This window comes from Streptomyces milbemycinicus, from assembly GCF_002154605.1.
GTDB lineage: Bacteria > Actinomycetota > Actinomycetes > Streptomycetales > Streptomycetaceae > Streptomyces > Streptomyces milbemycinicus.
In genome coordinates this window covers 21135-33522 of sequence record NZ_MUNE01000290.1, presented here as the reverse complement: position 1 = coordinate 33522, position 12388 = coordinate 21135, and the positions used below count along the sequence as shown (strand labels likewise).

9 protein-coding genes and 1 pseudogene (1 of these 10 running past the window's edge) are annotated in these 12388 nt (G+C 70.3%); all 10 read left to right on the top strand.

The genetic code is table 11. The features are described 5' to 3' along the window. Positions 1 to 377 (top strand): annotated as a pseudogene (locus CCN51_RS60080) (response regulator) (it extends 355 nt beyond the left edge of the window). After that, the gene (gene nrtL, locus CCN51_RS23185) at positions 374 to 1399 is read left to right on the top strand and encodes an ArgS-related anticodon-binding protein NrtL (RefSeq protein WP_043490175.1); all 1026 of its coding nucleotides are present in this window, start codon (positions 374 to 376) and stop codon (positions 1397 to 1399) included. Before CCN51_RS60080 ends, nrtL begins: the two are co-directional and overlap by 4 nt. A 19-nt stretch (positions 1400 to 1418) precedes the next feature. Continuing rightward, positions 1419 to 2810 (top strand): diaminopimelate decarboxylase, encoded by a 1392-nt coding sequence (gene lysA, locus CCN51_RS23180; protein WP_014176392.1) that lies wholly within the window; start codon positions 1419 to 1421, stop codon positions 2808 to 2810. 123 nt (positions 2811 to 2933) lie between these two features. Beyond that, positions 2934 to 4226 (top strand): homoserine dehydrogenase, encoded by a 1293-nt coding sequence (locus CCN51_RS23175; protein ID WP_014176391.1) that lies wholly within the window; start codon positions 2934 to 2936, stop codon positions 4224 to 4226. Between the two features lie 76 nt (positions 4227 to 4302). Then, positions 4303 to 5388, top strand: a complete 1086-nt coding sequence (gene thrC / locus CCN51_RS23170; RefSeq protein ID WP_043490173.1) for a threonine synthase — start codon at positions 4303 to 4305, stop codon at positions 5386 to 5388. A 359-nt stretch (positions 5389 to 5747) separates the two neighbouring features. Continuing rightward, positions 5748 to 6662: a homoserine kinase gene (gene thrB / locus CCN51_RS23165; RefSeq protein ID WP_014176389.1), complete on the top strand. Its 915-nt coding sequence runs from the start codon at positions 5748 to 5750 to the stop codon at positions 6660 to 6662. A gap of 434 nt (positions 6663 to 7096) precedes the next feature. Then, positions 7097 to 9313, top strand: coding sequence for a transcription termination factor Rho (gene rho / locus CCN51_RS23160; protein WP_014176388.1), 2217 nt, complete (start codon positions 7097 to 7099; stop codon positions 9311 to 9313). Positions 9314 to 9629: 316 nt separating this feature from the next. After that, the gene (locus CCN51_RS23155) at positions 9630 to 10724 is read left to right on the top strand and encodes an LCP family protein (RefSeq protein ID WP_014176387.1); all 1095 of its coding nucleotides are present in this window, start codon (positions 9630 to 9632) and stop codon (positions 10722 to 10724) included. Between the two features lie 167 nt (positions 10725 to 10891). Next, positions 10892 to 11116 (top strand): 50S ribosomal protein L31, encoded by a 225-nt coding sequence (gene rpmE, locus CCN51_RS23150; RefSeq protein WP_014176386.1) that lies wholly within the window; start codon positions 10892 to 10894, stop codon positions 11114 to 11116. A gap of 175 nt (positions 11117 to 11291) precedes the next feature. Beyond that, positions 11292 to 12362, top strand: coding sequence for a peptide chain release factor 1 (gene prfA, locus CCN51_RS23145; RefSeq protein WP_014176385.1), 1071 nt, complete (start codon positions 11292 to 11294; stop codon positions 12360 to 12362). Positions 12363 to 12388: the final 26 nt, after the last annotated feature.

Here is a 12388-nt window from a genome sequence, read left to right as displayed (position 1 = left end):
CCAGGCGCCGCCGCGGCGGCGCCTGGGGATGCGGAGCCCGTTGTGGGGCCCACGGGCTGAGTCCGTGGGCCTGGTGGTGGGGGCCGGGGCGGACTGTCCCCTGTCTCGGTTCCCGCTGTCCAGGTTCCCATGTGTGGGTTCCGGCGTATGGGTTCCGGCTGTCCAAGTTCCCCTGTCTGGGTTCCCGCTGTCCCCGTTCCCGCGCCCGGTTGTCGGGTCGGGCCCGGGGCGGCTTGGGGTGGGCGGGCGTGCGCTTGTGGCTGTTGCGGTCTTGCTTGCGCCCGTCAGGGCGTGCCTCCCCGCCGCCCTGCTCGCCGTCCGAGGGGCGAAACCCATTCGCGGGGACGCCCCCCTCCTCCCATACGCTTGTGCCGTGACACCCGCCCAGCTCTCCCGCACCGTGCTGCAGACCGTGCGCCGTGCCGTCGAGGCCGACGAGCTGCGGGTGGCTGTGCTGCCGGAGCGGGTGAAGGTGCAGGCTCCGCCGCGGGCGGGGTGTGGGGATTACGCGACTAATGTGGCGCTCCAGCTTGCAAAGCTCGTAAAGGGGGATGGGGGGCCCGCGGTCGCCTTGCGGGTGGCTGAGGTGTTGCGGCGGCGGCTGGTGGTTACGCCTGGGATCGCCGGGGTGGAGATCGCCGGGCCCGGGTTTTTGAACATCACCGTCGATTCCGGCGGGCATGCCGCGCTCGTGCGCGGCGTGCTGGAGCGCGGCGAGGACTACGGGCGCTCGGATGCTCTGGCCGGGACCTTGGTGCGGCTCGCGCCTGCGCGGGAGGTGCGTGGGGCGCTGGTCGGGGCCGTTGTGGTGCGGCTTGTGGTCGTTTGTGGGGGAGAGTGCGAGGTCGCTGAGGGGGGCGCGGTGCTTGCCGTGCGGCCCGCCGGAATCAGCGCTGAGGAGCTGCTCGGCTTGCTTGGGAGCGACGCCAGCCGTTGGGCCCTGCTGCGGGCCGCCGCGCACGATCTTCCCGATCTCGATCCCGGTCGGCTCCTCGCCCAGCGGGAGAGCAATCCGTTGTTCCGGGTGCGGTACGCCCACTCCCGGGTTCGGGCTCTCCTCAGGAATGGGGTCGATCTTGGGGTTGACCCCGACAGCAGTCGTAGCGCCGACAGTGCGTACGACCACCCCACCGCCGTCGCCCTCATCTCCCTCCTCGGCGACTACCCTCGCCTCCTCGAATCCGCCGCCCGCCACCGCGCCCCCGACCGGCTCGCCCGGCACCTCGAGGCCACCGCCGACGCCTTCTTCCGCTTCCACGACGCGTGCCCGCCCCTGCCGCGCGGCGAGCAGAAACCCTTGGCCGCCCACCGTTCCCGGCTGGCCCTTGCCGAGGCTGCCGGGACGGTGCTTGCCGGTGGCCTGCACCTGCTCGGCATCAGCGCACCGGAACATCTGTGAGACACCTGAGAGAGACACCATGAGCCGTTCCGCACACCCCGCCGGGCCCCGCCACGCCGATGTGCTGCCCGAGGGGCACTACACCGCACCGCCCACCGACCTCAACGCCCTGGACCCGCGCGTCTGGGCCCGTACGGTCGGCCGTGACGCCGACGGGGTGGTCACCGTCGGCGGGGTGGACGTCAAGACGCTGGCCGAGGAGTTCGGGACGCCCGGGTACTTCCTCGACGAGAACGACTTCCGGGCTCGCTGCCGGGCCTGGCGGGAGGCGTTCGGGGCGGATGCCGATGTGTTCTATGCCGGGAAGGCCTTCCTGTGCCGCGCCGTCGTGCGCTGGCTGAACGAGGAGGGGCTGAACCTCGACGTGTGTTCTGCCGGGGAGCTGGCGACCGCGCTGGGCGCCGGGATGCCGGCCGAGCGGATCGCGCTGCACGGGAACAACAAGAGCGAGGCGGAGATCCGCCGGGCCGTCGAGGCCGGGGTGGGGCGGATCGTGCTCGATTCGTTCCAGGAGATTGTGCGGGTCGCGCATATCGCGGAGCGGCTGGGCAAGCGGCAGCGCGTCCAGATCCGGGTCACCGTGGGCGTCGAGGCGCATACGCACGAGTTCATCGCGACCGCCCACGAGGACCAGAAGTTCGGCATTCCGCTGGCCGGTGGGCTGGCCGCGGAGGCGGTGCGGCGGGCGCTGAAGCTCGACGGTCTTGAGCTGATCGGCGTCCACTCGCACATCGGGTCGCAGATCTTCGACACCTCCGGCTTCGAGGTGGCCGCCCACCGGGTGGTGGGGCTGCTCAAGGAGATCCGGGACGAGCACGGGATCGAGCTGCCCGAGATCGACCTCGGCGGCGGTCTCGGCATCGCGTACACCTCCGAGGACGACCCCAGCGAGCCGCATCAGATCGCCAAGGCGCTACGCGACATCGTCCACCGGGAGTGCGAGGCGGCCGGGCTTGAGGTGCCGCGGCTGTCGGTGGAGCCGGGGCGGGCGATCGCCGGGCCGACTACGTTCACGCTGTACGAGGTGGGGACGGTCAAGGAGCTGCCGGCCCTGCGGACGTACGTCAGTGTCGATGGCGGCATGTCCGACAACATCCGTACCGCGCTGTACGACGCCGAGTACTCGGTGGCACTGGTCTCGCGTATCTCCACCGCCGAGCCGATGCTCTCCCGCGTCGTCGGCAAGCACTGCGAGTCCGGCGACATCGTCGTACGGGACGCCTTCCTGCCCGCCGATCTGGCGCCCGGGGATCTGATCGCGGTCCCGGCCACCGGTGCGTACTGCCGTTCCATGGCGAGCAACTACAACCACGCGCTCCGTCCGCCCGTCGTCGCCGTGAAGGACGGGCAGGCGCGCGAGATCGTCCGGCGCGAGACGGAGGAAGATCTCCTGCGGCTTGATGTCGGTTAGCCGAGCAAGCGAGTACTAGCTCGGCTGGCGAGAAACAAATCTCGGATACTGGACCGGGGATAGAAAGTCCCGTCCAGTGAGTGAGACTGGTGCACTACTTAGATGGATGAGAAGCGAGGTCGGATGATGCGTACGCGTCCGCTGAAAGTGGCGCTGCTGGGCTGTGGAGTGGTCGGCTCAGAGGTGGCGCGCATCATGACGACGCACGCGGCGGACCTCACGGCGCGCATCGGCGCCCCGGTCGAACTGGCCGGGATCGCCGTGCGCCGCCCCAACCGGGTGCGCGAGGGGGTCCCGGCCGAGCTGGTCACCACCGACGCGACCGCCCTGGTCAAACGGGGCGACATCGATGTTGTCGTTGAGGTTATCGGTGGCATCGAACCCGCCCGTAGCCTCATCTCCACCGCCTTCGAGCACGGCGCCAGCGTGGTGTCGGCGAACAAGGCGCTGGTCGCGCAGGACGGCGCGGCCCTGCACGCGGCCGCGCTCGAGCGCGGCGTCGACCTGTACTACGAGGCCGCGGTCGCGGGCGCGATTCCGCTGGTGCGGCCGCTGCGCGAATCCCTGGCCGGGGACAAGGTCAACCGGGTGCTCGGCATCGTCAACGGCACCACCAACTTCATCCTCGACCGGATGGATACCAGCGGCGCCGGCTACAGCGAGGCGCTGGACGAGGCCACCGCCCTCGGGTACGCCGAGGCCGACCCGACCGCCGACGTGGAGGGCTTCGACGCCGCCGCCAAGGCCGCGATCCTGGCCGGGATCGCCTTCCACACCCGCGTCACCCTCGACGATGTGCACCGCGAGGGCATCACCGAGGTCACCGCCTCCGATATCGCCTCCGCCAAGCGCATGGGCTGTACGGTCAAGCTGCTGGCGATCTGCGAGCGCGCCGAGGACGGGCGGTCGGTCACCGCCCGGGTGCACCCGGCCATGATCCCGCTGAGCCATCCGCTCGCCTCTGTCCGCGAGGCGTACAACGCGGTCTTCGTCGAGGCCGAGGCCGCCGGCCGGCTGATGTTCTACGGGCCCGGGGCCGGCGGTTTGCCGACCGCCTCGGCGGTCCTCGGCGACCTGGTCGCCGCCTGCCGGAACAGGCTCGGCCAGACCACCGGACCGGGCGAGTCCGCGTACACCCGGCTGCCCGTGAGCCCCATGGGCGACGTGATCACGCGCTATCACATCAGTCTGGACGTCGCCGATAAACCGGGAGTTCTTGCTCAGGTCGCCACGGTCTTCTCCGAGCATGGCGTATCCATCGATACGGTCCGCCAGCAGGGGAAGGACGGCGAGGCGTCCCTCGTCGTGGTCACCCACCAGGCGAGCGACGCGGCCCTGACGGCCACCGTCGAGGCGCTGCGCAGGCTGGACACCGTCCGTGATGTCGCCAGCATCATGCGGGTCGAGGGCGAGTAGAGGGTGAGTAGGGAGTAGAGGGTGAGTAGGGGAGTAAAGGAAGATCATGAACACAATCGCTGACGCCGGGCCCGCGATGTCCGGCACCCGCCGCTGGCAGGGCTGGCGGGGCATCATCGAGGAGTACCGCGACCGGCTGCCGGTCAGCGAGACGACCCCCGTCGTCACCCTGCGCGAGGGCGGCACCCCGCTGGTCCCCGCCCAGGTGCTCTCCGAGCGCACCGGCTGTGAGGTGCACCTCAAGGTCGAGGGCGCCAACCCCACCGGGTCCTTCAAGGACCGCGGCATGACCATGGCCATCAGCATGGCCAAGGAGGCGGGCGCCCAGGCCGTCATCTGCGCCTCCACCGGCAACACCTCGGCCTCCGCGGCCGCCTACGCGGTACGGGCCGGAATGGTCTGCGCCGTCCTCGTTCCGCAGGGCAAGATCGCGCTGGGCAAGATGGGCCAGGCCCTGGTCCACGGCTCCAAGATCCTCCAGGTCGACGGAAACTTCGACGACTGCCTGGAGCTGGCCCGCGGGCTGTCCGAGAAGTACCCGGTGGCGCTGGTCAATTCGGTCAACCCGGCCCGTATCGAAGGGCAGAAGACCGCGTCGTTCGAGATCGTCGACATGCTCGGCGACGCGCCCGACATCCATGTGCTGCCGGTCGGCAACGCGGGCAACATCACGGCCTACTGGAAGGGCTACAAGGAGTACGCGACGGACGGCCCGCTCGGCGCGCCCGCCTCCCGTACGCCCCGGATGTGGGGGTTCCAGGCCTCCGGCGCGGCGCCCATCGTGCGCGGTGAGCCGGTCAGGAACCCGAGCACCATCGCCACCGCCATCCGCATCGGCAACCCCGCCTCCTGGGCCTTCGCCGAGCAGGCGCGCGACGAGTCCGGCGGCCTCATCGACGAGGTGACCGACCGTCAAATCCTCGCCGCCTACCGGCTGCTCGCCTCCCAGGAGGGCGTTTTCGTCGAGCCGGCCTCCGCGGCGAGCGTCGCGGGTCTGCTCAAGGCCGCCGAGCAGGGTCTGGTCGACCCCGGCCAGCGCATCGTGTGCACGGTGACCGGAAACGGCCTCAAGGACCCGGACTGGGCGGTGGCGGGCGCGCCGCAGCCGGTCACGGTGCCGGTGGACGCGGACACCGCCGCCGAGCGGCTCGGGCTGGCTTGATTTTCGGGCCCATTGGCCCTCGTTCACGCGGCGCCGGGGGTACGCCCCCGGCGCCGCGGCTCAAGATCCACTAGAGTGCGGGCGGAGAAGCCCAGGAGCGAGGAGGGCGTGCGGAACGCTCCAGTAGAGTGGTCGCGGACGACGAGAGGGAGCGCGACACGCACCGTGCGCCTCCCGTGCGCCCTATGTCGCCACAGAACCTTCCTTCGATAGGCTGTACTGAATCCGCCCCGACGCAGAGCAGCTGCCTCTGCACGGCGTTGCCGTACTTCCCGGCACGGCCCCCGCGGTGTTCCGTACCTCTTCGAGCAATCCCAGTCACACAGCAATCCCAGTCACACAAGGAGAGTCATCGAGCGATGGCCGGTCCAGCGTTCCGCGCCGCCGCCGTCCGAGTGCGCGTGCCCGCCACAAGCGCCAACCTCGGTCCCGGCTTCGACGCCCTCGGCCTGGCCCTGGGGCTGTACGACGACGTGGTGGTCCGGGTCGCCGACTCCGGTCTGCACGTCGATATCGCGGGTGAGGGCGCCGAGACGCTGCCGCGCGACGAGGACCATCTGCTCGTACGCTCCCTGCGCACCGCCTTCGACCTGCTGGGCGGACAGCCGCGCGGCCTCGAGGTCGTCTGCGCCAACCGGATTCCGCACGGGCGGGGTCTGGGCTCCTCCTCGGCCGCCATCTGCGCCGGGATAGTGGCCGCCCGCGCGGTGACCATAGGCGGCGCCGAGCGGCTCGACGACGCGGCGCTGCTGGAGCTGGCCACCGAGATCGAGGGTCACCCCGACAATGTCGCCGCCTGTCTGCTCGGCGGTTTCACCCTCGCCTGGATGGACGCGGGAGCGGCCCGGGCGATCAGAATGGACCCTTCCGATTCCATCGTTCCGGTGGTCTTCGTGCCCGGCCGGCCGGTGCTCACGGCCACCGCCCGGGGGCTGCTGCCGCGCAACGTCCCGCATGTGGACGCCGCGGCGAACGCGGGGCGCGCCGCGCTGCTGGTGGAGGCGTTGACCAGGCGCCCCGAGCTGCTGCTCGCCGCGACGGAGGACCGGCTGCACCAGGAGTACCGCGCACCGGCGATGCCCGAGAGCGTGGCTTTGGTGAACCGACTGCGGGCGGACGGGGTCCCCGCGGTTATCTCGGGCGCGGGCCCCACGGTGCTTGCGCTGGTCGAAGACGGTGCGGCCGACAAGGTCGCACGGCTGGCGGGCGAGGGGTGGGCGGCCAACCGGCTGGCTCTCGACGCCGGGGGGGCGAGCGTCCTGCCGCTCACCTGACACCGCGGACGCCCGAAGCGGCCCAGGCGGCCTCGGGAGTCCCGAAAAACTCGATAGCCGGTCTTGGAGAGGGGGAATGTTTGTTGGATCCGGTAGTGTTAACCTCAAGTCTGCACTTGATGCCTCATGCTCGGAGTGATCGCCGGGCGGGGAGGCGCAGTGCTCAGTGTCCCGATCCGGGACCACCCTTCTTCCGGGAGCCTCCCAAACTGCCTGAGCAGCCTGCCTGAGCAGTTCCGAGCACGCTCCGGAGCTCCGGAATGGCGTGACGGACCCAGGCGAAGCCTCCGTCGCGTCGGAACCAATGAATTGATCTCTCCGCCATACCTGGCGGACCACCGCCCCGGCCGGTCCGCACGAGAAGGACACAGCCGGACAGCACAACCGGTCGCCGAGCCAGACAGGCCGACGCCCGCTCCAGGGAAGGACCCTTCGTGAGCGACACCACCGATCTGATGGGCGTGAACGCCTCCGGCACCTCCGACAGCGGTGTCGGCAATGCCGCGCCCGCCACGGACGCTCCCGCCGCGCCTGCCACCGGTGCTGCCACTGGCACTGCCCCGCGGCGACGCCGCTCGGGCACCGGCCTCGACGCCATGGTCCTGGCCGAGCTGCAGCAGCTCGCCTCGAGCCTCGGCATCAGGGGCACCGCGCGGATGCGCAAGAGCCAGCTGATCGAGGTCATCAAGGAGAAGCAGGGCTCCGGCGCCTCCGCCAAGTCCGCCGAGGCCGCCCCCGCCGCCGCCGAGGGGGTGACAAAGCCCAAGCGCCGCACGACCTCCAAGGCCCGTACGGGCGAGGACAGCGAGCCGGCCGCGGCCAAGACGGCGGCCACCAAGGCCGACGGCGCCAAGGACGAAGCGGCCGCGAAGGCGGAGAAGGCCACCGCTCAGCAGCAGATCGAGATCCCGGGCCAGCCGGGTGAGCCCGCCGCCGACGAGCAGCCGGCCGACGGGCGCCGCCGCCGGCGGGCCACCGCGCCGGTCACCGCCACCACCACCGACAGCACTGCCACCGCCACCGCCGTCGAGACCAAGACGGAGACCAAGGCCGAGGCCGCCAAGGCTGCCACCAAGCCTGCGGCCCTGGCCGACGCCAAGGCCGAGGCCGCTGTTGACACCGCCGAGGGCAAGAGCGCCAAGGGCCAGGACCGGGCCGAGCGCGCCGAGCGCGGCCAGAAGGGCGACCGCCGGGAGCGCGGTGGCCAGCGCGAGCGGGACGGCCGTGAGGGCCGTGAGGGCCGTGAGGGCCGCGACGGTCGTGAGGGCCGCGACGGCCGTGAGGGCCGTGACAGCCGTGACCGCCGTGGCGGCAAGGGCGAGGACGGCGCCGCGCAGAGCGGCGGCCGTCAGCAGCGCGACAGCCGTGGCCAGGGCCAGCAGCGCCCCGGCGCCGACGACATGGACGACGACTTCGACGGCGGACGCCGCGGGCGCCGCGGCCGCTACCGCGACCGCCGTGGCCGTCGTGGCCGCGAGGAATTCGGCAACGAGCCGCAGGTGTCCGAGGACGATGTCCTGATCCCGGTCGCGGGCATCCTCGACATCCTCGACAACTACGCGTTCATCCGGACCTCCGGCTATCTGCCGGGCCCGAACGACGTGTACGTCTCGCTCGCCCAGGTCCGTAAGAACGGCCTGCGCAAGGGCGACCACGTCACCGGCGCGGTCCGCCAGCCGCGCGAGGGCGAGCGCCGCGAGAAGTTCAACGCGCTGGTCCGCCTCGACTCGGTCAACGGCATGGCGCCCGAAACCGGGCGCGGGCGGCCGGAGTTCGGCAAGCTGACCCCGCTCTACCCGCAGGACCGTCTGCGTCTGGAGACCGAGGCGGGCGGGCTGACGACCCGCATCATCGACCTGGTCGCGCCGATCGGTAAGGGCCAGCGCGGTCTGATCGTGGCCCCGCCGAAGACCGGTAAGACCATGATCATGCAGGCGATCGCCAACGCGATCACCCGCAACAGCCCCGAGTGCCATCTGATGGTCGTCCTCGTCGACGAGCGGCCGGAAGAGGTCACCGATATGCAGCGGTCGGTCAAGGGCGAGGTCATCTCCTCGACCTTCGACCGCCCGGCCGAGGACCACACCACCGTCGCCGAGTTGGCGATCGAGCGGGCCAAGCGCCTGGTCGAGCTGGGTCATGACGTGGTCGTCCTGCTGGACTCGATCACCCGCCTGGGCCGCGCGTACAACCTCGCGGCGCCCGCCTCCGGCCGCATTCTGTCCGGTGGTGTCGACTCGACCGCGCTCTACCCGCCGAAGAAGTTCTTCGGCGCCGCGCGCAACATCGAGGACGGCGGCTCGCTGACCATCCTGGCCACCGCACTGGTCGAGACCGGCTCGCGGATGGACGAGGTGATCTTCGAGGAGTTCAAGGGCACCGGCAACATGGAGCTCAGGCTCGACCGGAAGCTCGCCGACAAGCGCATCTTCCCGGCGGTCGACGTCGACGCCTCCAGCACCCGCAAGGAGGAGATCCTTCTCGCGCCGGAGGAGCTGAGCATCGTCTGGAAGCTGCGCCGGGTGCTGCACGCGCTCGACTCGCAGCAGGCGATCGAGCTGCTTCTGGACAAGATGAAGCAGACGAAGTCGAACGCCGAGTTCCTGATGCAGATCGCCAAGACCACGCCCACCCCGGGCAACGGCGACTGATCAGCGGCGCTTCTGACAAATGACGAGGGCCTTTCCGCTGCGGCGGGAAGGCCCTCGCCACGTCTGGATGAGATCTGGGCCACATCGGGCGCCGCCCCCGCCGACCTGCGCGATCTCCGTCGTACGCAACGAAACTCCAGGTCAGCGGCGCGAGCCCGGTAGGCCGTAGCAAGGCGTGGGCGCCGTGCTCGGTTCCGGAACGGGAGACCTCCATATGCAACCCTGGCGGACGACCTGTCGTCTGTCAGGTCGAATCACGGCGCGAACACGCCAAGTGATGGTGGGGGTACACCGGACAGCGAGGACTGAAGAGGGCATGGCTAAGCACAGGAACACCACACCGCAGGATTCGGCCCCGGCGCCCCGCAGCGGACGCCGCAAGGCGCTGATGGGCACGGTGTGGACGCTGGCGACCGTGCTGGTCCTGGGCGGTGCGGGGGCCGGCTATGTGTACTACAAGCTGAACGGCAATATCACCAGCGTCAACATCAACGGCGCCCTCGGCTCCGACCGCCCCAAGAACGTCGACAACGGCTCCATGGACATATTGGTCCTCGGCTCCGACTCGCGCGCCGGCCAGAACGCCAAGTACGGCACCGACGAGGGAACCTCCCGCTCCGACACCGCCATGGTCGTGCACGTCTACAAGGGCCGTAAGAAGGCCGGCGTCGTCAGCATCCCGCGCGACACCCTGATCCGCCGTCCCGTCTGCACCAAGGACGGCAAGACGGTCCCCGCCCAGCGTCTGGCGATGTTCAACTCCGCGTACGAGGTCGGCGGCCCGGCCTGCGCCGTCAAGACCGTCGAGTCGATGACCGGCATCCGCATGGACCACTACCTCGAGGTCGACTTCTCCGGCTTCAAGCACCTCATAGACCAGCTCGGCGGCGTGGACATCACCACCACCCAGCCGATCCACGACGCCAAGAGCCACCTCGACCTGGAGCCCGGACAGCACACGCTCAACGGCGAGCAGTCCCTCGGCCTGGTACGCACCCGGCACGCCGTCGGCGACGGCAGCGACCTCGGCCGGATCAAGCTCCAGCAGGCGTTCATCAAGGCGCTGCTCGACCAGATCAAGTCCGTGGACCTGTTCAGCAGCCCGAAGAAGCTCTACGACCTCGCCGACACCTCCACCAAGGCGCTGACCACCGACTCCGAGCTGGCCTCCGTCAACAAGCTGCTCGGCTTCGCCAAGGGGCTGAAGGGCATCGGCTCCAAGGACATGCACATGGTGACGCTGCCCGTGCAGTACGACCCGAACAACCCCAACCGCGTGCTGCCGATCGACACCAAGGCCCGGGAGGTCTGGCAGGCGCTGCGCTGGGACAAGCCGATTCCGGCGTCCGCGACCAAGGGCTCGGCGGGGGATGCGACCGGTGACGCCGGCAAGGTCGTCCGGAATCCCTGACACCCAGATACGGGCCCTTTGACCCTCGTCCGAGCCCTGGGAATATCTGGGCCCTACCCCCGGTTTTGGGGGATGCGGCCAGTCCTGGCAGACTGGTTCGTCGGCCCCGGTTCACGTCAGGCAACCCGCCTGTCGACCCGGTGCCCTCCCGAACCTAGGAGAATCCCTTGAAGCGCGACATTCACCCGGAGTACGTCGAGACGCAGGTCAGCTGCACCTGCGGCGCCTCCTTCACGACCCGTAGCACCGTGGCGGGCGGCACCATCCGTGCCGACATCTGCTCCGAGTGCCACCCGTTCTACACGGGCAAGCAGAAGATCCTCGACACCGGTGGCCGCGTGGCGCGGTTCGAGGCCCGCTTCGGCAAGAACGCCGGGTCCGCCAAGAAGTAGCGACCCGCACGGCGCCGGTCTCAGGTCGCCCCTTCCCTGGGGCGGCCGGACCGGCGTTTTGTCGTCACGGCTTCTCGTCACGGCCTGTCATCACGGCTGGTCGTCACGGCTGGTCGTCACAGCCTTACGGCACCCCACCCCCACGCAGCCCATTCCACGCAACCAGGAGCCCTTGATGTTCGAGGCAGTCGAGGAACTGATCGGCGAACACGCCGACCTCGAGAAGCGGCTCGCCGACCCCGCGGTCCACGCCGACCAGCGCGAGGCGACGCGGCTGGGCAAGCGCTACGCCGAGCTGACCCCGATCGTCGGTACGTACCGCTCCTGGAAGCAGACCGGGGAAGACATCGAGACCGCGCGCGAGCTGGCCCAGCTCGACGCGGACTTCGCCGATGAGGTCAAGGAGCTGGAGGCGCGGCGCGAGGAGCTGACCGACCGGCTGCGGCTGCTGCTGGTCCCGCGCGACCCCAGCGACGACAAGGACGTGATCCTCGAGGTCAAGGCCGGCGAGGGCGGCGAGGAGTCCGCGCTGTTCGCGGGCGATCTGCTGCGGATGTATCTGCGCTACGCCGAGCGCGTCGGCTGGAAGACCGAGATCATCGACGCCAACGAGTCCGACCTCGGCGGCTACAAGGACGTCCAGGTCGCGGTGAAGGCCAAGAGCAACGCGGAGCCCGGCCAGGGGGTGTGGGCCCGGCTGAAGTACGAGGGCGGGGTGCACCGCGTACAGCGGGTGCCCGCCACCGAGTCGCAGGGCCGCATCCACACCTCCGCCGCCGGTGTGCTGGTCACCCCGGAGGCCGAGGAGGTCGAGGTCGAGATCAGCCAGAACGACCTGCGGATCGACGTCTACCGCTCCTCAGGACCCGGCGGCCAGTCGGTCAACACCACCGACTCCGCGGTGCGCATCACCCATCTGCCCACCGGCATCGTGGTCTCCTGCCAGAACGAGAAGAGCCAGCTCCAGAACAAGGAGCAGGCGCTGCGCATCCTGCGCTCGCGGCTGCTGGCCGCGGCCCAGGAGGAGGCCGAGCGGGAGGCGTCGGACGCGCGGCGCAGCCAGGTCCGCACGGTGGACCGGTCCGAGCGCATCCGCACCTACAACTTTCCGGAAAACCGGATCTCGGACCACCGGGTCGGCTTCAAGGCGTACAACTTGGACCAGGTGCTCGACGGCGAACTCGATCCGGTCATCCAGGCGTGCGTCGACGCCGACGCCGCCGCAAAGCTCGCGGCCGCGCAGTAGGGCCATACCCCCAGAGGGAAGGCCCG